The organism is Limnochorda pilosa (assembly GCF_001544015.1).
Classification (GTDB): domain Bacteria; phylum Bacillota; class Limnochordia; order Limnochordales; family Limnochordaceae; genus Limnochorda; species Limnochorda pilosa.
In genome coordinates, this window is record NZ_AP014924.1 from 40,352 (window position 1) to 61,938 (window position 21,587).

Consider the following 21,587-nt stretch of genomic DNA (forward strand, 5'->3'; position numbering starts at 1 on the left):
GAACGAGCACGGCGTTCAAACGAACAGAGCCTTGATCAGAAGAAGATGGGAGGGAAAACGATGTTCCAGCGCACGACGCAGCTCCTGGTGCGGGTGGTGGGTCGATACCTGCCCGATCCGTTCCTCTTCGCCGTCCTCCTCACCTTCGTAGTGCTGCTGATGGGCATCGGCCTCACACCCCACGACATCATGGACCTGCTTCGCTACTGGGGTAATGGTCTCTTCGGCCTGCTCACCTTCGCGATGCAGATGACGCTGGTACTGGTAACCGGCCACGTGATGGCTTCCAGCCGCCCGGTCTCGGGCCTGTTGAGCACCGTGGCCCGGGCGGCCCGGACGCCGGGGCGGGCCATCGTCATCACCACCCTGGTGGCCGCGCTCGCCTCCTGGATCAACTGGGGCTTCGGCCTGGTGGTGGGCGCGCTTCTGGGCCGTGAGATGGCCCGGGAAGTGAAGGGAGTCGACTACCGGCTCCTCATCGCGAGCGCGTACACTGGTTTCCTCGTCTGGCACGCAGGCCTGGCGGGCTCGGTGCCCCTGGCCATCGCGACCCCGGGGCACTTCCTCGAACCTCAGATCGGCGTGATTCCGGTAGCGGAGACCATCTTCGCGCCCGTGAGTTGGGTTCCCGTGCTGTTGCTTTTCATCGCCCTGCCTTTGCTCAACCGGGCGATGATGCCTCGGCCGGAGGACGTGGTGGAAGTGGACCCGGCGCTCTTCGAGACGGTCGCCGCCCAGACGAGCGCGGCCGCTGAGCCCACCCCCGCCGACCTGGCGGAGCGCTCTTGGCTGCTGTCGGCCCTGGTGGGCCTTATCGGCCTCGCCTACCTGGTCACCTACTTCGTGGGTGGCGGCTCGCTGAACCTGAACCTCGTCATCTTCATCTTCCTCATCGCCGGCATCATCCTGCAGGGTACCCCGAGGAACTACCTCAACGCCCTGAACGAGGCCGTACGGGGGGTGGGCGGGATCGTCCTCCAGTTCCCCTTCTACGCGGGCATCATGGGCATCATGACCGAGTCCGGGCTGGCGGTGGTCATCTCGCAGTGGTTCGTGGATATCGCGAGCGCTAGGACGCTGCCCTTCTTCACCTTCCTCTCCGCAGGGGTCGTCAACCTCTTCGTTCCCTCGGGGGGCGGGCAGTGGGCGGTGCAAGGCCCGGTGATGATCCCGGCGGCCCTCACCCTGGGGGCCGACGTGGCCAAGACGTCCATGGCTCTCGCCTGGGGCGATGCCTGGACCAACATGATCCAGCCTTTCTGGGCCCTACCGGCCTTGGCCATCGCCGGGCTCGGCGCCCGGGACATCATGGGGTACTGTCTCATGGCGCTGCTGGTGTCGGGCGTCATCATCGGAGTGGCTCTGCTCGTGGTCTAGGGCGACGAAGCGAAGCGTGTCCCGCGATAGGAGGTAGGATCCCCCCATCTGTGACCCCGCCTGCCTCCCGACCTCCAACCCCCTCGGACCCCACCGCAGCCCATGCCGCGGTGGGGTCCGACGTTCCCGCGCCGGCAATGTCATCTCACCGTGGGGGCGATCTGCGCCGGAGGTTGCCAGATCCCGTCGCCGCCGGCTCTGGCTTCTCTTTCCCTTGATTCCGCCAGCCCGGCTTTCCTACAATAGGATCTTGAAAGGAGATGGGCCGCTTTGATCCGTCTCGAACATGTCTCGAAGCGGTACGCCGGGCGTTCTGCGGTGGAGGACCTGAGCTTCGAGGTGGGCGAGGGCGAGGTGGTGGGGTTCCTGGGACCCAACGGTGCCGGGAAGACCACCACCATGCGCATCATCACCGGCTACATGCCCCCCTCGGAGGGCCGGGTGGAGCTGGCCGGCTTCGACCCTGTCGAGAACCCCACGGAGGTGAAGAGCCGCATCGGCTACCTCCCCGAAAACCCGCCCGTCTACCCCGAGATGACCGTGCTCGCGTACCTGCGCTTCGTGAGCGACCTCAAGCGCATTCCCCGGCCGCAGCGGACCCGTCAGGTGGAGCAGGCCATGGAGCGCACCGACCTGGGCCCGGCGCGGGGCCGCCTCATCGGTCACCTCTCCCGCGGCTACCGCCAGCGGGTGGGGCTGGCCCAGGCCCTTCTGGGGGAACCGCCCGTCCTCATCCTGGACGAGCCCACGGTGGGGCTGGACCCGCAGCAGATCATCGAGATCCGCCAGCTCATCCGGGAGCTCTCGGGAGCCCACACGGTGCTGCTCAGCTCCCACGTCCTGCCCGAGGTCCAGGCGTTATGCGAGAGGGTGATCATCATCAACCGCGGGCGGCTGGTCGCCGAGGACCGCACCGAGAACCTGGGCCACAGCGTGCGGAGCGGCGGGCGCCTGGAGCTGGTGGTGCGGGCGGGCGGCGCCCAGGTCGTCCAGCGGCTCCAGCAGCTCCCGGAGGTGGAGCGGGTGGAGGCCGTGGGTGAGGCGGCTTCCGGCGAGACCCGCCTGAGGGTGGACGAGCGTCCCGGTTCGGACGCCCGGCCGGCGCTCTTCTTCGCCCTGGCCGAGGCCGGGTGGCCGATCCTCGAGCTCACCCGTCCCAGTCTCTCCCTCGAGGAGGTCTTCGTGCACTTGGTCACCCAAGAGACGACGCCCGAGGAGAACGCCGCCGGGCAGGAGGGGGTCTCGGCATGAGCGCCGTCGGCACGGTCTATCGCAAGGAGATGCGGCTGCTCCTGACCTCGCCGCTCTCGTACGTCGTCGCCGCGGTCTTCCTCGCCCTGGGCGGCTACTTCTACTGGGTCATCCTGGCCAACACGGCCACGGCCTCCCTGACCGGCTACTTCGGTAACAGCTCGGTGCTCCTCATCTTCCTGGTGCCGGTGCTCACCATGCGCCTGTGGGCTGAGGAGGAGGCCCGGGGCACCTCGGAGCTCCTTCTCACCACGCCCGTGAGCCTGGGCCAGGTGGTGGTCGGGAAGTTCCTGGCGGTGGCGACGCTCTTGGGAGGCATCCTCGTGCTGACGGCCGGCTACCCGCTGGTGCTGGTCCTACGGGCCGGGCCGCACGTGCCCACCATCCTCACCAGCTACCTGGGTTTCTTCCTGCTGGGGGCGGCCTTCCTGGCCGTAGGGCTCTTCACGAGCACCCTCTCCGGCAACCAGGTGGTAGCGGCCGTGGCGGGGTTCGGCCTCCTCCTGCTCCTCTGGCTCGTCGACTGGGCCGCGGGAGCGATGACCGGCCCCGCCAGCCTGGTCCTCCGGTCCCTGTCGGCCTTCGGTCACTTCGAGCCCTTCACCCGGGGGCTGGTGAGCGGCACCCACCTGACCTACTTCCTGAGCCTGGCCGTGGGGTTCCTCTTCCTCGCTGAGCGCAACCTGGAACGGAGGTTGTGGGGATGAGCGAGCAACAGCCGAGTCCATCGAACGAGCAGGAACGGGCGGGAACGCAGCCCGTGGGCTCCGCTGGCCCCGGTGGCGGGCGCTTCGGCTTCCTACGCCGGCGCCAGGTGCGCCGGGGCGGGGAGTCGCTGGTGCTCACGGTGGCCGTCATCGGGATCCTGGTACTGGTGAACGTGCTCGTGGGGCGCGCTGGCTGGCAGGCGGACCTGAGCGCCGAAGGGCGGTTCACCCTGTCGCCCCAGAGCCTGAAGGTTCTCCGGGAGCTGCCCGGCGCGGTGCAGGTGACGGCCTTCGTGCGCGAGGGATCCGGCGGCCCCTTGGAGGACCTGCTGCAGCAGTACGCCCGGGCCAGCGACCGGTTCCGGCTCCGGTTGGTCGACCCTGTGAAAGAACCCTCGGTGGCCCAGCAGTACCAGATCCGCCAGTACGACACGGTGGTGCTGGAGCAGGGCGGCCGCGACCGGCGGGTGGAGCCGGCCAACCTGTATGCGCCCGGGGCTACGCAGATGCAGGCCGAGTTCCGGGGAGAGCAGGCCGTCACCCGCGCGCTGGTGGAGCTGGGCCGGGAGCAGGCGCTGAAGGTCTACTTCCTCACCGGGCACGGGGAATCGACGCCCGCTGACCGCCTGGCGGCCTTGTCGGGCCTGCTGGAAGGCGAGGGCTACACGGTCGACACCCTGAACCTGGCGCAGGAGGGCAGCGTGCCCGACGAAGCCTCGGTCCTGGTGGCCGCCGGACCCCAAAGCGACCTCGACCCCCGGGAGCGGGAGCAGATCCAGACCTACGTGGACGGTGGCGGGCGGCTGGTGCTGCTCATGGATCCCTCCCCCCGCGACGTTCCCGGCTGGAGTGGGCTCGCTGAGCACCTGGGCGTGCGCCTCCAGAAGGACGTGGTGGTGGACCCGCAGCAATCCTTCTTCCTGGACCCGCTCTCGCCCATGCCGACCCTGCGTTACCACGACATCACGCGCGACCTGCAGGAGAAGCAGATGCGGGTCATGCTCCCCCGGGCCCGGTCCCTCGAGATCCTTGCGCAGGAAGACGCGCCGGTGGAAGCGGCCGGCCTGCTGGAGACGAGCCTCGATGCCTGGGGGGAGACCTCGTTCCAGGGCACAGACCTGAAGAAGGACCCGGAGGACGCGGCAGGTCCCATGACGCTGGCGGTGGCCGTCACGCGGCCCGTGGCAGCCGCCTCGGGCTCCGGTGGGAAGACCGAGAGCGCCTCGGGCGCCGCCCGGCCTGCGGCGGGTGCCGCCGAGGCGGCGTCGGGTGCGGAGGAGGCCCCTGAGGCATCCCAGGCGGCCCCCGAGCCCGTGGCCGTCGTGGTGGGGAACGCCTCCTTCCTGGAGGGTCAGGTGCTCGGCTTCCAGGGCAACCAGGACTTCTTCCTCAATGCCCTCAACTGGCTCGCGGGGCAGGAGCAGCTCATCAGCATCCGTCCCAAGACGCTGGAGAACCCCACCGTCGAGCTGACGAGCCGCTTGGTCACCCGGCTCTTCTACGGGTTCGTGGTGGCCCTGCCCCTCGCCGTCCTGCTGGCGGGTGGAGCGGTCTGGTGGAGGAGGCGGGCGCTGTGAACCGGCGATCCTGGGTGCTCCTGGGCACCGTGGTGGTCTTCGCGGGCCTGCTCGTCTACACCCTGCGCGGCGGAGACTCCGGTGGCGGGACGGAGACGACGGCTCCCAAGGCCTTCTGGCAGGAGGACCGGAACGCCGTCCGCCAGGTGGAGGTGCAGGCGGAGGACGGCGACCGGCTGGTGCTCGAGCGCTCCACCGGCGCACCTGCCGCCGCCGTGACCTACCACCTGCCCGAGCGGTTCCAGGGGAAGGTCGCCTCCCCCTTCGACACCTACGTCCCGCCCGGTCCCGAGACCGAGTGGTGGATCGTGGAGCCGGAGCGGGTGCCCGCGGATCCCAGCGCCGTCTCCAGCTTGCTCTTCACCCTGGCGGAGCCCCGTCCCGGCCAAGAGGCCGCGGCCCAAGAGGCGGGTGGGTCGCCGGACCTGAAGCCCTTCGGTCTGGACCCGCCACGGGCCACGGTGCGCCTCCACGTGCAGCGCGAGGCGGCCGAGCCCGTCACCCGCGAGCTGCGGGTGGGCGAAGCGACCCCGTTGCGCTCTTCCACGGGCGCCGTACAGAGCTACTACGTGCAAGCTGCCGGACGGGCGGAGGTGTACACCCTCCCCTCGTACCCGATCGAGAAGCTCTTCGAGGGCGCCGGGGCCTTCCGCATGATGCAATTCGCCCGGTTCGAGACGGCGGACGCAACGGCCCTGCGCCTCCTGTGGGCCGACAAGCCGCCCGTCGAGCTGGTGCGGGCGGGGGAGACGTGGCGGCTAGAGAGGCCCGAACGTGTACCGGCCGACGCCTCGACGGTTCAGGACTTGCTCTACGACCTGAACCTCCTGCGGGCCGACCAGGTGGTGAGCGAGAACGCTTCGGACGAGGAGCTGGCCGAGTACGGCCTCGACAACCCCCGGGGCGAGGCGGTGGTCTGGCTGAGGCCTGAGCCGCCGACGCCGCAGCCGGAGGCGGACGCGTCCGGGGGGACCGGCGAGGCGTCCGGCCCGTCCACGGAGGGGGCCGGGGCTGCCGCACCGGCCGAAGCGCTTCCGAGAGCCCGGGTGCTCTGGGTGGGCGACTTCCTGTCGGACGGCAGCGGCGTGTACGTGCGGCTGGCCAGCGACCGGCGGGTCTACCGCGTTCGGGGCGACCGCCTGCAGCGGTTCTGGGACACCACCGCCGACCCCCTGAAGCTCGCCCAGCGAAGCCTCCTGCCGCAGGGGTGGCGGGCGGGCAGCCCGGACCAGATCCCGCTCCAACGGGTCGCCTGGAAGGACGGCGACGCCGCCACCGTGCTGGAACGGGGCGACGACGGCGCCTGGAAGGGGTCCGAAGAGGCAGGAGCCTTCCTCCAGGAGCTGCTGGCGTTCCGGGCGACCCAGGCGGTTGCCGTCGGGCGCGAGGCGGAAGCGGAGGCTGGCTGGTCCCCGGGCGGCGCGTTGCCCGAGGGGGCGCAGCAGATGACCCTGGAGCCGGAGGGAACGGCCCAGCCCTCCGCCCCTGTGACCGTGACCCGGCTGCCGGGTGAGGAGGACGTGAAGGGGACGCAGACCGTGCGCCTGCTGTGGGCTGCCGGGGAGGAGCGTCTCCTCCTGCACGCGGATCCGGCGGACTGGCAGCGTCTCACCGAGCATCTCTGAGGGAACCCACCCCCGCGGGGCACTCCGGACGCGTCCAGGTGGTGGGACGAAGGAGAGTCGTCCGGATGGGGCTGCCGCCAGGGACGTTCCGTGCTAGAATGGCCCCAGGGTGCGGCGCGGGCCGGCCCGCGCCGCACCTACCGTCCCGGGCGCTCGCATCCCGGGGTGCCTTCCCGAGGGCAGGGTGCCTGGAGCGGAAGGGGGAACGGGGCCGAATGTACGTCGAGGAGTACGAGAGCTTCGTGCAGCGTTTCAACGAAGGGCGTTACCATGAGGCCTACGAGGCGCTCCAGGATCTCTGGCAGCGCAACACCACCAAGCGGTTCTACAAGGGGCTCATCCAGGTGGCCGGCGCCTACCGCCACTGGGAGGACGGGAACCTCTTCGGGGCCGCGAGCCTCTTCCACTCGGCGGCCGAGATCCTGCGGGAGTTTGCGCCCCGGCACCAGGGCATGGAGATCGAAGAGCTGCTCCCCCAGCTGGAAGCATGCCTGCAGGTCGTGCTGCGGAAGAACGAGGATCGCGCAGGCACCTACCACCTCCCTGCCATCCGCCTGAAGGTGGAAGGCCTCACCGAAGGGCGGGCCGAAGAGGCAGGGTCCTGAACCGATCTAGCCCTTGCGCAGTCCCAGGAGGAATCCCACGCCGAAGCCGGCCCCCACAGGAATGAACGAGGCGAAGCGGTCCGCCCAATCCCGCAGGAAGCCGCCCAGGCCGCCCACCTGTTGCACCGAACCCCGGTAGGCTTCTTCGATCAGGCCCCAGTTGACGACCAAGAAACCCATCTGCTCCAGGGCGACGCCCGCGACCAGGAAGATGGCGAGGAGGACCAGACCCACCTTGATGGCCTTCTTCGCCGTGAACCCCACCGCGTAGCCGAGGAGCGCGCCCAGGCTCGCCTGGCCGCCGAGGAGGGCCCAGTCGACCTGTCCGACCATTGCCGGGTCCATGTGTCCCACCGCCTTCCCCACCCCACGCGTTCCCTTGGAAGGCTCCGGGCGACGGCGAAAAGCCGGAGTGTCACCCAGGGCTATCATAGCCCAGTGAAGGTAGGCTTTGCAATGCAAGCCGTTTCCATGCGCCTTTCCCCGGGCCTGCCCCACGTTGACAGCCTCCCTCGCGCTGTGTTAGATTGTGAGAGCCAGCCGCGGTGGGCCTCCCAGACGTGGAAGGGTACTCAAGAGGCCGAAGAGGGCGGTTTGCTAAACCGCTAGTAGGGTCATAGGGCCCTAGCGAGGGTTCGAATCCCTCCCCTTCCGCCAGAGTCGGGGCCGCCCTAACAGGGCGGCCCTTCCCGCGTACCGAGGGGGCATGGGCGGGTGAATGCTGCACCGCACAACCGGGCGGCCGGACCGCATGCTCGCTCACGCAGCCTCCTGGAGCGACTTCCGCTCTCAGCCAACTTCATCGTGCTGGTCCTGGCGGTGGTGGTGGGGGCTGCGGGCGGCTTCGCCTCGGCGCTCTTCTACTGGATGATCGGGCTGGTCGGCCGGGCTGCAGGGCTGCTCGATGCGGCTGCGCCTTTCCTGCAGGGCACCGGGGTGGTGTGGGCCGCGATCCTCGGCGGCCTCCTGGTGGGTCCCATGACCTATCGGTGGGCCAGCGAGGCTCGTGGCCACGGCGTTCCCGAGGTGATGGAGGCCGTAGCCGTCCGCGGTGGGCGCATTCGGCCCAGGGTGGCGCTGGTGAAGGCGGTCGCTTCCGCCCTCACCATCGGAACGGGTGGTTCGGCGGGTCGAGAGGGGCCCATCGTCCAGATCGGCGCCGGGCTCGGGTCGAGCCTGGGCCAGGTCCTCCGCCTGTCGGAAGCGCGCGTCCGCACGCTGGTTGCCTGTGGGGCCGCCGCCGGGATCGCCGCCACCTTCAACGCGCCCATCGCGGGCGCCGTCTTCTCGCTGGAGGTCATCCTTGGTGAGTTCAGCGTCGGGGCCTTCAGCATGGTGGTCCTCGCTTCGGCCACGGCTTCGGTGGTGGCCTGGGCGCTGCTGGGCAACCAACCCGCCTTCCTGGTACCGCCGCATGAGCTGGTGAGCCGCGGCGAGCTCGCCTTCTACGTGGTGCTGGGCCTGCTGGCCGCGCTGGCGGCTCGCGCCTTCGTCGACTTGCTTTACCGCACCGAGGACTTCTTCGAGCGGTTGCCGCTGCGCGGGCTCCTCAAGCCCGCCCTGGGAGCCGCGGGGTTCGGCCTCATCGGCCTCCTGTTGCCTGAGAGCCTGGGCCCCGGCTATCCGGCCATCGAGGCGGCGCTTCACGCCGAACTGGCCCCCCTCCTCCTCCTCGCCCTGCTGGGTGCCAAGATGCTCAGCACCTCGCTTACCCTGGGGTCGGGCGGTTCCGGGGGCGTGTTCGCGCCAAGCCTCTTCACCGGTGCGATGCTTGGCGGCGCCTTCGGTCACCTGGTCCACGGGCTCTACCCGACGGTAACGGCGCAGCCTGGCGCGTATGCCCTGGTGGGCATGAGCGCCTTCTTCGCGGGCGCCACCCAGGCGCCCATTACCGCCATCTTGATCCTCTTCGAGATGACCCGTGATTACCGGATCATCGTCCCCTTGATGCTGGCGGCGGTGGTGAGCACCATGACGGCCAACGCCCTCAGCAGGGCCACCATCTACACCACCAAGCTGATCCGGCGGGGCGTGACGCTCAAGGGTGGGCGCGATGTGGCGGTCCTGGAGCAGCTGACCGTGAACCAGGTCATGAGCCGCCCGGCCCACACGGTGCGGGCCGAGCAGACGGTGCGCGAGCTGGTGGCGCGGATGCAGCAGCTCAGGCATAACGGGTTCCCCGTGGTCGACCGGGGGGGCAGGTTGGTGGGCGTGGTGACCCTCCAGGATGTGCGGGACACCCCCCTGGATGGGCGGCTCGATCGCCAGGTCCGGGAGATCATGACGCCCGACCCGGTGGTGGCCTACCCTGATGACGACCTTCATGCCATCCTGGACGTGCTCGAACGTCGCGACGTGGGAAGACTCCCCGTGGTGAGCAGGGCAGACGGCGGGCGCGTCCTGGGGGTGATCACGCGCAGCGACGTGCTGCGGGCCTACAATCGGGCCCTGGTGGGCCACCGGCGAGAGGAGCCGTCCGTCCCCGAGGGGATCGACGCGGTGGAGGAGCACCCGGCCTCGACCGCCGTTGCGCCGGGCCAGACCGACGAGCCTTGACCGGGAGGTGGAGAGGATGGCTCCCCGCGAGTTGCACGGCCGCCTTGTACGCCTGCGACCACTGCGCGTGGAGGACATGACGCTCCGGACCCTCTGGAGCAACGACCCCGAAACCCACCGCCGTACCCTTGGAGTCGAGGTGGATCCCCGCACCGAGGAAGACCTCAGGCGGTGGTTCGCCACCCTCGCGCACGATCCGCGCAGCGAGCAGTGGGCCATTGAGCTGCCCGATGCCGGATACGTGGGCGACCTCGACCTGCACGGCATCAACCCTGTGGCCCGGGAGGCGTGGGTCATCCCCTTCGTGGGAGAGCCCCGGGCGAGGCGCCCCGAGGTGCTGGAGGATGCCCTTCGTACCCTTGCCGGCTACGCCTTCCGCGAGAAGGAACTCGACCGCCTCCAGGTGGAGGTCCTCGACCAGGATCCCGACACGGCGGACGTCCTGCGGAAGATGGGCTTTCAGCACGTCGACGCCATCGACAATATGAATGGGACCCACTCGTTGATCTTCGAAATCGAGCGCGCTGGGCTGAAACCGGGCAACTGAGGGCTACGTCCGACGACCCAGGGCGTTGCGTGCCGCTGGAGGGCGTGGTAGACTTGAACTCATGGGACGGGCAGCGTCCTTGCGGGCACTGCGCCGCCCCGGTGCGTTCGGCCCTGGCTGGCGGACGCGCTCCGTGGAGGGAGGCGCGAGGATGCGGAGGTGGCGGGCCGAACTCGCATGGCTCACCCTCCTTGCGGCACTTCGTGGCATCCTTCTGCCCACGTACCGCCGCTCGTTACCGGGCGTGGAATCGGCGGAGTTCGAGCCCGTCGATGCGCCGGCACCCGTACCAGGGGTTGCCGCAGACGACTTGCTCGCCCACCCGTTGGAAAGGGCCTGGAAGGCTGCCCTGCGCTACAGGCACGCGTCCCTTCAGACCGGCCACCGGTCTCTGGCCTCCCTCCTGAACTCCACCGAGAAGAGCAGTTCCTCGCCATAGCCCTCCCGCGTGGCGTGGTGGATCATGACACCGCCGGTTCCAGGACGGTGGGAGGGATCTCTCGTCCTGGCCGCGGCGCGTCCCGATGGAAGGGAGGTCGTGAGGTGCTGCGGGGGAGCGTGTGGGGGTCGGCTCAGCTGGGGACGATCGGCAGGTGGGGCGGAGCATGGCCAGCCAGAAGTCCTCGGATGACAAGGTGGGTACGCCGGCGTGAACGGACAGGTTCTTCATTCAGTGCACACGGAAAGTAGCTCCTGGGCGCGCTCCCGGTGGGCATGGGTGATTCGGCGGCTGGGATGGGCGCGCTACAGGCCCAACCTGTTCCTGGGGTTCGTGGTGCTGGCCGGGCTCCTGGCGGGTCTTGCGTCCTTGGCGTTCTACGCAGCCACCAACGCGGCCGTCCGTTACGGCCGAAGCGTCACGGAAGGGCGCGGGTTGGCCGTGGTGGGCCTGGCCCTCGGGGGCGGGCTGCTGGTGGGGTTGCTGGGTGCCATCGGTGCAAGCCCGCGTTTCGGAGGGGTCACCAACGTGATCTATGGCGCCGGCCTGGGCCGGGACCTGGTGGGTCCGTGGCAGACCTTCAAGACGTTCGTGCGGTCGGTGATCACCATCGGCACCGGCGGTTCAGCAGGGCGCGAAGGACCGGTGGTGGTGATCGGGGCGGGCGTGGCCGGGACGTTGGGGCGCTGGCTCCGGGTGTCGGAGCAGGAGATGCGTACGCTGCTGGCCGCAGGGGTGGCGGCAGGGCTCGCTGTCGCCTTCAATGCCCCCATTGCCTCCTCGCTCTTCGCGTTGGAGATCATCCTGGGCGACTTCGGTGCCTCTACCTTCAGCTTCGTGGTGCTTGCAGCCGTGTCAGCCAGCGTGCTGGCTTACGGGTTCCTGGGGAACCAGCCCGTCCTGAAGGTGGCCGCGTACACGTTCCGGCACTGGGCTGAGATACCCCTGTACGCGGGCCTGGGGATCGTTGCCGGGCTGGCCGGTCAGCTCTACATCCACTCGATCCGGCGCGCCCGCCGCCTCTTTCGCCGGCTTCCCGGCCCCGAGTGGGTGCGGCCTGGGGTCGGTGGCCTGATCTTCGGGGCGGTGGGCGTTGCCTTGCCTCTGACGCTGGGAGGCGATTACTCCCCCATTGCGGTCTCGATGCAGGGAGGCCTCTCCTGGCTGGCGCTCCTGGGCCTCATGGGAGCCAAGCTCTTCACCACCTCGGTGACCCTGGGCTCGGGGGGCGCCGGCGGCGTCTTCGCACCCGGGTTCGTGATCGGCGCCTTCCTGGGAGGATCGTACGGAGTCTTGATGCACGGGCTTCTACCCGGTGTCGCTTCCGCCAGCGGAGGGTACGCCCTGGTGGGGCTGGGCGCCATGCTTTCGGGGTTCACCCTGGCGCCCATCACCTCCATTCTCCTCCTGTTCGAGATCACACGCGACTATGCCATCATCCTGCCGGCCATGGTGGCCAGCGTCGCGGCGTACAAGGTGTCCGGGGCCTTCGGCCCCTACAACATCGAGACGTTGAGCCTGCACGAGGCAGGGATCGAGTGGCGGAGCGGCCGGCAGATCAACCTCCTCCGCGAGGTGACGGCGTCCGAGGCCATGTGCCGCCAGGTGCGGACCGTCTCGGAAGACGAGACCGTGGCGGACGTGGTGGCCCTCATGCAACGCTACCGCTACACGGGCTTTCCCGTGGTGGACGGGGGCGGACGCCTGGTGGGCGTCGTCACCCTGGAAGACGTGCGCGAGACACCGATGGACGGCCGGCTCGAGCGGCCGGTGTCCGAGGTGATGAGCCGCGAGCCGATCGTGAGCCACCCGGACGATACGCTCGACCGAGTCCTCCGGGAGCTCTCGGCCCACCGGGTCGGGCGGGTTCTGGTAGTGGATCCGGCGGACCCTGGGCGGCTCCTGGGGATCATCACCAAGAGCGACGTGCTGCGCGCCTACAACGAGCGCCTCCTCAGGAGCCAGCCGCGCCCGCCGGAGGAGTTGGAGCCCGGGGTGGGGGGCGAGTAACGAGGCCGCCTAGCAGCCGCGCCCCGTCGCCCGCGCACGGGGGCGCAGGGGCGCCAGCGGGCGGACGAGCCCCGGGCGGCGTTGACTCAGGCAGCCCCTCCTGCTATACTAGGCCCTGCACTGGGGTGGCAGCTTGGTCGCGGCCACCCGACGCGAGCGTGGCATGCGCCGGTAGCTCAGTTGGATAGAGCGTCTGACTACGGATCAGAAGGTCGGGGGTTCGAATCCTCTCCGGCGCACCAGCGAGACGCCCACCGGACGACTGGTTCCGGCGGGCGTTCCTCATATCACGGGCTCGTCGCGCGCTAGGCCCGATGGGGCAACGCCAGGAGGACGAGCCCTGCCACCACCAGCAACGCGCCCAGCACCTGGTGGGCATGCATCTCTTCGTGTAGGATCCAGCGGCTCAGCCCCACGGTCACCAGCGGTGAGGCCGCGAGAACCACCGCTGCTTGGCCCGCGGCCCCCCACTTGAGCGCAGCGTAGTACGCGAGATCGCCCGCCAGGGTGGCGAGGAAGGCCTCCGCACCGAGGAAGAACCAGTCGCGGCAAGAGATGGCGCACACCTGCCGCGCGCGGCCCCCAAGGAGCACCCAACCGGCCATGAAGAGCAGGGTCACCAGGCTTCGCGCCGCCAGGCCGTCGGCGGGGTGGACGTTGCGAAGACCCAGCTTGCCGAAGATGGGGGCGATGCCCCAGCAGGCAGCCCCGAAGAGGGCAACCACGTAGGTGAACACCACCATTCCCCCCAGGCTGACGTCCGAAGCGGTGGCCACACCGGCGTCCGAAGCAGTGGGAAGGATGCTGGGTTCGTCTCAGCGGTCGGGCCCGAACTCAATCACCTTGGGCATGGGCCGGTAGGTGCTCCACCCAAGGTCTCCCGTTCGCGCCGACGTCCCGGTGCCCACCGTGATCCAGCTGTGGACCACCAGCCCGGGCGCCCCTTCGAAGGCGACCCGCTCCTGGCCGGGGGGAAGCTGGGCGTTGAACTGCCGGATGACGGGGGGCTCGGTGCGACCGGCGATTTCGTGGTGCCACCGGATGGCAGGCGGTGTGTACGATCCGTAGAGCGCGATGGTGAGGGTGTGGTCGACGCTCTCGGCCCAGATCACCACAGGGCCAGGACTGGAGTTCTGGAACCGGAAGTCCTTGGAGCCGTATGAAACCGTCGCGTCCTGCCCCGGGGGCACATAGGGCACCAGCATGCTGTGGGCATGGCGCTCCAACACCCGCAGTTGCGCCAGCACCACCACGTTGTACAAGGTCGAGGCGATCTTGCAGACGCCCCCGCCGACCGTCACCAGGACCCGCCCGCCGGCATAGGCGGGCCCCTCGCGATAGCCGCGGTCCCGGCTGTAAGGACCGAGCCGGTGGTTCTGCGAGAAGGCCTCACCCGGCCCAACGACGGCGCCAGCCAGGAGGTTCGCCGCGTGGCGCACGTTGGCCTCCTCTCCCGGAAGGGGGTGGGGAAGGACGGTTCGGTAAGCGGCCACCAGCCGGTCCGCCCCGAGCTCCTGCCGCAATCGGCTCAGGGCTGGCGGTTCGTTGCCGGCCCACGGGAGGCCGCCGGCGGACACGGGTCCGGAGAGGTCGGGCTCAGGTGTGCCCGGGATGCCGCAGAAAGGGTCTGTGGGGTCGCTGTCGCCGTCGCCCTCGGGTGCGGTGCTCGGGGGCAGCCCCGCCAGGGGTGGGCCGTCGTGCCCTGGCGCCCGGTGACCGGGCAGGATCAGGCCCAACCGGGGTCCCCACGACCGGAACGAAAGGCTTCCAACCAGGATGAGCGCGGCCCCGAGGGTGCCCAGAAGAGCGGCCCAGCGCGCCCCGTGTCGTTGCATGCAGCGGGTCCCTCCGGTTCGCCACGGTCCGATGGGCGGCGCGAGATCCCTCTGTGCGGGCATGTGCCTGCCCGGCGCCGGCGCTCGAGCCGCGCCCGCTCCCGAGGAAAGGCTCCGCAACAGGTTTCCCCGACGGGTCCTGCCCCATGCCCCCCGACTTCCCCGACCCCGGCCCACATAACCCTTATGACCGGGGCCAACGGACCATAACAGGGAGGTGGCCGCCGTCTCGCAGGCAGCCATCGCGGCCGGCGTGGTGCTGAGGGCCGTGGCGGACGTGGTGCTCTACGGGTACGTACCCGTGCACCTGATGAGCGTTCTGGGCGAGGGTCGCTACCGAGTGGCGGTTCTGGCCGCGGCCCTTCCCGCCGCCTGTCGGGTCGTCCTGGCACCCCTCTGGGGCCGGAGCGCAGCGCGGCCCATGGCGCCGCGCCACCTCATGCCGCTGGGCCTCACGGGATACGCGGGGCTGATGTTCGCCGTGACGACAGCCAGAACTGGCGGAGAGCTTCTCGCATGGATGGCGCTGGCGTCTCTCGTGGCGTCGTCCTTCAACCCCGCTTCCAAGCTGGCCCTGGCGCAAGGGAGCCCGCGGGTCGCCGCACACGCCCTCAGCCGGTGGTTTCAGTGGGAGGCGTTGGGCTACGTGCTGGGTGGCGTGATCCTTGGGAGGAGCCAGCCCTGGGGCATGGGAGGCACCTTTAGCCTCGTGCAGGTGCTGGGACCGCTTCTGGTCGTCGCCGCGGCCGCGGTCGCGATCCTCCACAAGGCGGCCAAGGGCGGGGGCGCGCCAGCAGAGCCCGGCCGCCGTTCCGGCGTCTCGCAGCCGAGTTGGCTGCCTGCTGCCTGGGTCCTGTACGGCGCCAGCCTTGCCTGGGAGTTCTTCGGCTCTGTCTACGTGCTTTACCTCACCCAACACCTCGGGGCGTCGATGGACCTCTACGGGGCCACGGTGACCAGCGCCACCGTGCTCAGTTGGCTTGCCTACAGGGTGATGGAGCGATGGGGTGCGGGGAAGAGCCCCGGGCGCGTGATCTCTTGGGGCGCGGGCGCCCTGCTGGGCCTGATGCTCATGGCCAGCTCCGGCACCGTCGCCGGTGCGGCCGTGGCTTACCTCATCCCAGCCTCGGCCCTGCTCCGTGTAGGAGCGTACACGCAGGCGATGGGAGCGGGTCGGGCAGTGGGTACGGCGGTGGGGGGGATGGAGGCGGCCGAAGGGCTCGCGGCCATCCTGGGCGCCGTCCTGGGCGGCATCACGGCCGACATGCTGGGAATCGAGTCCGTGCCCCGCCTGGCGGCCCTTCTCACTCTCCTGGTGCTGGCGGGCGCCCTGCGGCTACGGGCCTGACCTGCCAGGCGGGCAGCCGCCTCCCACGGCCGCCGCCCTCCACCCTAGCGCGGTGGGGTTGCCTCCATCCCGGGCGCGTCATGGTACCAGAGCACCACGCCTGCGAACGCGCACCCGCAGACCTCCACCCGGTGCTCCGCGCTGGCCACCAGGATGCGCTCGGGCTCTGGTTCACCCCGCCGGCCGAAGCACTCCCGTGCCATCCGGGTCACCGCCGCCTCGGCATCGGCCCGGCTTCCCCGCAGAGCGTGCTCCACGATCACGCCCGGCTTCCCGGGCTCGCCGGGTGCCGCGGCCACCGCCGCGGCGACCGTCACCCCGGGCTCGGACGCGGACAGCGACCCGTACGCAATGGGCACCAGGGCGCCCGGCGACAGGACCACCCGTTCCACCTGCCGGGCTCTGGGCGGGAGGATGCTACTCACCCGGAGAAGATTGACGTTCCCAACCCCCGCGCGCAGGAGGGCGCCGTCGAACGCGGTCAGGGGCGTTTCGCCCTCGGCGTCCCCGGCGGCCAGGCAGAAAACGGAAGGCGTGGGAAGCATGGGGCCACCTCCAGTGTGGGATGCGACTCCATGCTATGCAGCCACCTAGTGTGCGGAACGACCGATGGGCTTGCCCGTCTGGTCATGGGCCCGCACGATCTGAACCGCGATCCCTGCTGCGAGCAGGAGCAGGCCCACCGAGTCGGTGAGGAGCTTGGGGTCGATCATCAAGAGGCCCCCGGCTACGAAGAGGAGCCGCTCCGGGAGCGACATGGCGGCCCGGTAGAAGCCGCCCATGCCCACGGCCACGCCGAACATCCCCAGCACCGACGTGATGCCCATCTGGAGGGTGTGCACCCAGGTCGCGTCGATGAGCAGCATCGAGGGGTTGAACGCGAAGATGAAGGGGATCAGGAAGGCGCCGATGGCGATGCGGCTGGCCGTGACTCCCGTGGCCAGCGGGTTGCTGCGGGCTATCCCTGAGCCCGCGTAGGCCGCCAGGGCCACCGGCGGCGTGATGTCTGCCACGATGCCGAAGTAGAAGACGAACATGTGCGCGACCAGGATGGGCACCCCCAGCTGCAGCAGGGCCGGCGCCGCAATGGTGGAGGTGATGACGTAGTTGGCCGTGGTGGGCGAGCCCATGCCCAGCACCAGCGAGGTGATCATGGTGAAGAAGAGGGTGAGCAGGAGCTGCCCCTGGGCCAGGCTCACGAGGCCGCTGGCCAGCTTCAGCCCCAGCCCGGTGAGGGTGATCACCCCGATGATGATGCCTGCGGCGGCCGTGGCCATCACCACGCCCAGGGCCGCCCGGGCACCCTGCTCCAGGGCCCCGACGATGTCCCGGAAGCTCATCCGGGTGGAGGGGTGCACCATCGCCGCCGCCACGGCCAGCACGATCCCGTAGAAGGCGGCCTTCATGGGCGTGTTGCCCTCCATCAGCAGGTAGATGATGCCCACGAGCGGCAGGAAGAGGTGGCCCCGCTGCCGCATCACGGACCACAGGCTCGGGAGCTGGCTGCGCGGGATGCCCTGGAGGCCGACGCGCTTCGCCTCGTAGTGGACGGCGATGAAGATCCCCGTGAAGTAGAGCAGGGCCGGAAGGATCGCGGACTTGGCGATCTCGATGTAAGGGATGCCCGTGAACTCGGCCATGAGGAAGGCGGCCGCGCCCATGATGGGCGGCATGAGCTGGCCCCCCGTGGAGGCGGCCGCCTCCACCGCGGCGGCGAACTCAGGGCGGTAGCCCAAGCGCTTCATCATGGGGATGGTGAAGCTCCCGGAGCCCACGGTGTTGGCCACCGAGCTGCCCGAGATGGTACCCTCGAACGCGCTGGTGATCACCGCCACCTTGGCCGGTCCCCCCGAGGCGAACCCGGCCACCGCGTTGGCCAGGTCGATGAAGAAGCGGCCGATGCCCGTCTTCTCCAGGAAAGCACCGAAGAGGATGAACAGGAAGATGAAGGTGGACGAGACCCCGAGCGGGATGCCGAAGATGCCCTCCGTGGTGAAATACATGTGGTTCGCGATCTGGGCGAAGCTGAACCCGCGGTGCGCGAGGAAGCCAGGCATCTGCCGCCCCACCGCCGCGTAGACGAGGAAGGCGACTGCGATGACCACGATGGGGATCCCCACCACCCGGCGGGTGGCCTCCAGCACCAGCAGAACGGCCACCGTGGCCACGGCGATGTCCGATGGGGTGGGCAGCCCGGCCCGCATCACGATCTCCTGGTAGAAGACCACCAAATAGAGGGGGATCGCCGCGGCCGCGAGCCCCAGCAGCACGTCCCACCAGGGCAGGCTCGTGCGGGAACCGCCCCTGCGGGTGGGGAAGAGCAGGTAGACCAGGCTCATCCCGAAGGCCAGGTGGATGGCCCGCTGGATGCGGGCGTCGAAGACCCCGAAGGCAGCCGTGTAGAGCTGGAAGAGGGAGAACGCGATGAGCGTCGCGGCGATCGCCCAGCCGACAGGGCCGCCCAGCCGCCGGAAGGCCGACTCGCGGTCGTACTTGGCCAGGACCTCTTCGAGGTCGAAGGCCTCGTCCTCAGAAGCTGGCGCCTCAGGCGCTGCCGGCACGTCGAACGGAGGGGCGGGACGATCGGGCCGGGCGCTCGACGGCTCCTGCGGGTCCGGTTGGGAAGGTCTGCGGCTGCTCAACGGCGGCTCCTCCTTTGTTTACGGGCATGCGTCGCCGGAAGCCACGCGGAGGCGCACCCGCACGGCCGCTCCCGGGGGGGCGAGCCCGGTCAGGTCGTAGCGGGCGTCGCCCACCAGGAGCGCGTGCTCGGTCAGGGGCAACGGCCGGAGCACCAAATCCGGCACGGGCACGGCCATCCCCTCGATGACGAATCGATCCTGAAGCTCCACGAACCGGGCGCCCGGCGGTGCCTCGGTGGGCAAGCCCGCGCCGAAGGACCGGTACTCGGTGGCCACCAGCAGGAGGCCTGACGAGGAGCTGCCTCCAGGGTCAGGGGCTGCGCCCGAGTGCGCCAGGCTACCCGAATCGCCGCCCTGTACGGTCGGGCTCGCTCCTGGGATCGAGGGCTCGAACCACTCCACGACCGGGGTGTGCTCCACGGAGTGGCGGAAGGCGATTCCGAACCGGGGCTGCTCGCTCGACAGCGGCACCACCAGCAGCGGTGCGCCCGATCGGGCACCAGGTTCGGAGGCGGCCGTCTCCACCACCACCTCCCAGACCGCGTCCCCAGAACCCGAGCAAGCGCCGAGTGGCTCCGAGGACCTTCCGGCCAGCGCCAGGGTCAGCAGGGCAAAGGCCAGAAAGGCATGGCCGGCCGGCATTCGTGACCTCCAAACGCTTCGGTGGGCGAAGCTTCCCCGCTGAGCTCGTCCCTCGCCTGGCCATGCCGCCCCGCCCCGCCGCCCCTCCCGCGAGGGGCGGCGGGGCCTCAGGGGTCGCTTCATCGCCCTCGTGCTCAGTGCCCGGTCTCCGCGTAGTAGCGGGCGGCTCCCGGGTGCACGGTGAGCGACATGCCGTCCTGCGCCGTGGCCAGGCTCAGGTCGCCCCCGCGGGCGTGGGCCTGGGCCATCCGGGGCAGGTTCTCGAACAGGGCCTTGGTCAGGCTGTACACCAGGCCCTCCGGCAGGTCTGCCCGCACGGCGAGCATGGCCTTCACCGCCACGGTCTGGACGTCGTCCTCCACCCCGCGGTAGGTCCCGCCCTTCACAACCGCGCGGGTGTAGAAGGGATACTGGTCCTGCAGCTTGGCCACCAGGTCGTCGCCCACGGCCACCAGGACGATCGCACGCTGCGCGGCGACGTCCTGGATAGCGCCGGTGGGCAGCCCGGCGGTGACGAAGGCCGCGTCGATGTGACCGTCCCGCAGGTTGCTCGCCGCCTCGGCGAAGGAGAGGTAGCGGGCGCTCACGTCCTGGTAGGTGATGCCCGCGGCGGCCAGGATCTGGCGGGCGTTGGCCTCGGTACCCGAGCCAGCGTCACCCACGGCCACCCGCTTGCCCTTCAGGTCCGCAACGGAACGAATGCCGGAGTCGGCCCGGGCCACGATCTGGATGACCTCGGGGTAAAGGGTCGCGATGCCCTGGAGGTTCTGCACTGGAGACTTGAACATCTCCTGGGCCTGGGCCGCGTAGTAGGCGATGTCGTTCTGGATGAAGGCCAGGTCCACCTGACCCTGCGCGATCATGTTCACGTTGGCCACCGAGGCGCCCGTGGCCTGCACGCTGGCGTTGACCCCGGGCACGTGCTGGTTGAAGATCTCGCCCAGCGCGCCGCCCAGGGGGTAGTAGGTACCGGCCGTGCCGCCGGTGGCGATGTTGAGGAACTGCTGCGCGGTCACGGCGGGCGTTGCAGCCACGACGACGGCCAGAAGCCCCGCGACAGCCGCAGCGTGCCACCGGGTGAAATGCGTCCTGTTCTTCACCGATGGGACCTCCTTTTTGGAATAAGGCAGAAGCATGTGGACTTCATCTCGGGCATGCGCGACTTCACACGAGACATTCGCTGCGACGGGAATTGGGTCCTCTTATGGCTGTTCCTGACGCCACACTTTGCCAATGGCGCGAGAAGTCCGCCATGCCTTCCCGGCAGGGAAAGTGCCCTGGAGCGTCCTGCACCGTTGACCGCGCCCCCTCCAACGTGCTAAGCTGGAGCCATAGTTAGATGTGTAGCTAAATCTCTTGAGCGTGGGGGCGCGCTTTCTCTGATGTCCCTCAGCGACGTGTTCAAGGCCCTATCAGATCCCAGCCGGCGCCAGATCCTGCGCATGCTGACCCAAGGGGATCTCCCGGCCGGGGAGATCGCGGCCGCCTTCACCATCAGCAAGCCCAGCGTGAGCCACCACCTGGCGGTGCTCAAGCAGGCCGGGCTGGTGGAGGACCGGCGGAGCGGGCAGCAGGTCATCTACTCGCTGAACACCACCGTCTTCGACGAGGTGGTGGGCTGGGTGATGGATTTCGCGCAGTCGGGGCGGGGTGATGACAGGGTGGGCCGTCAGGGGCGGGGGACGTCCGAGCAGGCGGGGAGAGGAGACGGGTTCGGTGCGGAACGACGTGGGTGAGGCCACCTATCGCCTGGACTGGCAGGAGGTGCGGCACGACTGGCCGGCCTGGATCGTGCTGCTGGGGAGCTTCATCGCGGGCGTCCTGCTGTACCCGAGCCTGCCCGAGCAGGTGCCCATCCACTGGAACATCGCGGGCCAGGTGGACGGATATGGGAGCCGGGCGGCGGGCGCCTTCATGTTGCCCGCCCTCAACCTGGGCATCTACTGCCTCATGCTCTTCCTGCCGCTGGTGGACCCCAACCGAGCCAACTACGCGCGCTTCCTCGGTTTCTACCGTGGGTTTCGCGTGCTCATGACCCTCTTCCTGGCCGTTCTCTACGCGATCACCCTGCTGGCGGTCGAGGGACTGCAGGTGGACGTGGGACTCGTGGTGACCCTGGGCCTCAGCCTGCTCTTCCTCTACCTGGGGAACTCCCTGGGCAGGGTGCGCCACAACTACTTCGTGGGCATCAAGACGCCGTGGACCCTGGCCAACGAGGAGGTCTGGCGCCGGACCCACCGGCTGGGGGGGAGGCTCTTCGTGCTGGTAGCGGTCCTTCCGTGGATCGCTTGGCCCTTCTCCCGCACGGCGGCCTTTATCGTCCTGATCGGAGGGCTCGTGCTGGTCTCTGCGGCTACGGTGGTCTACTCCGCGGTCCTTTACCACCGTATCGCCGGTCGGTGAGGATCCTCGCGACAGGAGCGTGA

The 21,587-nt window shown here is 69.6% G+C and carries 19 protein-coding genes and 2 tRNA genes; 14 read left to right on the top strand and 7 right to left on the bottom strand.

Annotated elements, in window-relative coordinates:
* The first annotated feature begins 60 nt into the window (after window positions 1–60).
* The 6 genes from LIP_RS00160 (at window position 61) to LIP_RS00185 (ending at window position 7,142) form a co-directional block, all read left to right on the top strand.
* Window positions 61–1,377 carry a short-chain fatty acid transporter gene (locus LIP_RS00160; protein WP_144440240.1) on the top strand — a complete coding sequence of 439 codons (1,317 nt, stop codon included), beginning with the start codon at window positions 61–63 and terminating at the stop codon, window positions 1,375–1,377.
* 270 nt (window positions 1,378–1,647) lie between these two features.
* A complete protein-coding gene (locus LIP_RS00165; protein ID WP_068132717.1) occupies window positions 1,648–2,628 on the top strand; it encodes an ABC transporter ATP-binding protein in 981 nt (326 codons plus the stop codon).
* Window positions 2,625–3,335, top strand: a complete 711-nt coding sequence (locus LIP_RS00170) for an ABC transporter permease subunit (RefSeq protein ID WP_068132720.1) — start codon at window positions 2,625–2,627, stop codon at window positions 3,333–3,335. The genes LIP_RS00165 and LIP_RS00170 overlap by 4 nt, the downstream gene beginning before the upstream one ends.
* The gene (locus tag LIP_RS00175; protein ID WP_068132723.1) at window positions 3,332–4,912 is read left to right on the top strand and encodes a GldG family protein; all 1,581 of its coding nucleotides are present in this window, start codon (window positions 3,332–3,334) and stop codon (window positions 4,910–4,912) included. Before LIP_RS00170 ends, LIP_RS00175 begins: the two co-directional genes overlap by 4 nt.
* Window positions 4,909–6,537, top strand: a complete 1,629-nt coding sequence (locus LIP_RS00180) for a DUF4340 domain-containing protein (protein ID WP_068132727.1) — start codon at window positions 4,909–4,911, stop codon at window positions 6,535–6,537. The genes LIP_RS00175 and LIP_RS00180 overlap by 4 nt, the downstream gene beginning before the upstream one ends.
* Window positions 6,538–6,752: 215 nt before the next feature.
* Complete coding sequence (locus tag LIP_RS00185) at window positions 6,753–7,142, top strand: DUF309 domain-containing protein (protein ID WP_068132729.1); 390 nt, start codon at window positions 6,753–6,755, stop codon at window positions 7,140–7,142.
* Window positions 7,143–7,148: 6 nt separating this feature from the next.
* Here the strand turns inward: LIP_RS00185 and LIP_RS00190 are convergent, their stop codons facing one another.
* Window positions 7,149–7,487: an FUN14 domain-containing protein gene (locus LIP_RS00190; protein ID WP_158509498.1), complete on the bottom strand. Its 339-nt coding sequence runs from the start codon at window positions 7,485–7,487 to the stop codon at window positions 7,149–7,151.
* Window positions 7,488–7,704: 217 nt separating this feature from the next.
* On the opposite strand from LIP_RS00190, the gene LIP_RS00195 reads away from it, so the two are divergent.
* From LIP_RS00195 to LIP_RS00215, 5 genes are all read left to right on the top strand, one after another.
* Window positions 7,705–7,799: transfer RNA gene (locus LIP_RS00195), tRNA-Ser, on the top strand.
* Window positions 7,800–7,856: 57 nt separating this feature from the next.
* Window positions 7,857–9,698 carry a chloride channel protein gene (locus LIP_RS00200; RefSeq protein ID WP_068132736.1) on the top strand — a complete coding sequence of 614 codons (1,842 nt, stop codon included), beginning with the start codon at window positions 7,857–7,859 and terminating at the stop codon, window positions 9,696–9,698.
* Window positions 9,699–9,714: 16 nt separating this feature from the next.
* On the top strand, window positions 9,715–10,245 hold the full coding sequence (locus LIP_RS00205; RefSeq protein WP_082725638.1) for a GNAT family N-acetyltransferase: 531 nt from the start codon (window positions 9,715–9,717) through the stop codon (window positions 10,243–10,245).
* Between the two features lie 718 nt (window positions 10,246–10,963).
* Window positions 10,964–12,694, top strand: coding sequence for a chloride channel protein (locus LIP_RS00210; RefSeq protein WP_068132743.1), 1,731 nt, complete (start codon window positions 10,964–10,966; stop codon window positions 12,692–12,694).
* Between the two features lie 165 nt (window positions 12,695–12,859).
* Window positions 12,860–12,936: transfer RNA gene (locus LIP_RS00215), tRNA-Arg, on the top strand.
* Window positions 12,937–12,999: 63 nt separating this feature from the next.
* Here the strand turns inward: LIP_RS00215 and LIP_RS00220 are convergent.
* Window positions 13,000–13,431 carry an EamA family transporter gene (locus tag LIP_RS00220; protein WP_158509499.1) on the bottom strand — a complete coding sequence of 144 codons (432 nt, stop codon included), beginning with the start codon at window positions 13,429–13,431 and terminating at the stop codon, window positions 13,000–13,002.
* 78 nt (window positions 13,432–13,509) lie between these two features.
* The gene (locus LIP_RS00225) at window positions 13,510–14,529 is read right to left on the bottom strand and encodes a VanW family protein (RefSeq protein ID WP_068132746.1); all 1,020 of its coding nucleotides are present in this window, start codon (window positions 14,527–14,529) and stop codon (window positions 13,510–13,512) included.
* Window positions 14,530–14,746: 217 nt separating this feature from the next.
* Between LIP_RS00225 and LIP_RS00230 the strand changes: the two genes are divergently transcribed.
* Window positions 14,747–15,877 (top strand): hypothetical protein, encoded by a 1,131-nt coding sequence (locus LIP_RS00230; protein WP_068132750.1) that lies wholly within the window; start codon window positions 14,747–14,749, stop codon window positions 15,875–15,877.
* A gap of 44 nt (window positions 15,878–15,921) precedes the next feature.
* On the opposite strand, the gene LIP_RS00235 is transcribed toward LIP_RS00230, so the two are convergent.
* The 4 genes from LIP_RS00235 to LIP_RS00250 form a co-directional block, all read right to left on the bottom strand.
* Window positions 15,922–16,422: a pyruvoyl-dependent arginine decarboxylase gene (locus tag LIP_RS00235; protein ID WP_068132753.1), complete on the bottom strand. Its 501-nt coding sequence runs from the start codon at window positions 16,420–16,422 to the stop codon at window positions 15,922–15,924.
* A 45-nt stretch (window positions 16,423–16,467) separates the two neighbouring features.
* Entirely contained in the window at window positions 16,468–18,438 is a 1,971-nt protein-coding gene (locus LIP_RS00240) for a TRAP transporter permease (protein ID WP_068141236.1), read from the bottom strand.
* Window positions 18,439–18,537: 99 nt separating this feature from the next.
* Complete coding sequence (locus LIP_RS00245; RefSeq protein WP_068132757.1) at window positions 18,538–19,161, bottom strand: DUF1850 domain-containing protein; 624 nt, start codon at window positions 19,159–19,161, stop codon at window positions 18,538–18,540.
* Between the two features lie 134 nt (window positions 19,162–19,295).
* Window positions 19,296–20,261 (bottom strand): TAXI family TRAP transporter solute-binding subunit, encoded by a 966-nt coding sequence (locus tag LIP_RS00250; RefSeq protein ID WP_068132761.1) that lies wholly within the window; start codon window positions 20,259–20,261, stop codon window positions 19,296–19,298.
* A gap of 282 nt (window positions 20,262–20,543) precedes the next feature.
* On the opposite strand from LIP_RS00250, the gene LIP_RS00255 reads away from it, so the two are divergent.
* A complete protein-coding gene (locus LIP_RS00255; protein ID WP_082725644.1) occupies window positions 20,544–20,897 on the top strand; it encodes an autorepressor SdpR family transcription factor in 354 nt (117 codons plus the stop codon).
* The gene (locus LIP_RS00260; protein WP_068132766.1) at window positions 20,878–21,564 is read left to right on the top strand and encodes an SdpI family protein; all 687 of its coding nucleotides are present in this window, start codon (window positions 20,878–20,880) and stop codon (window positions 21,562–21,564) included. The genes LIP_RS00255 and LIP_RS00260 overlap by 20 nt, the downstream gene beginning before the upstream one ends.
* The last annotated feature ends 23 nt before the right edge of the window (window positions 21,565–21,587 follow it).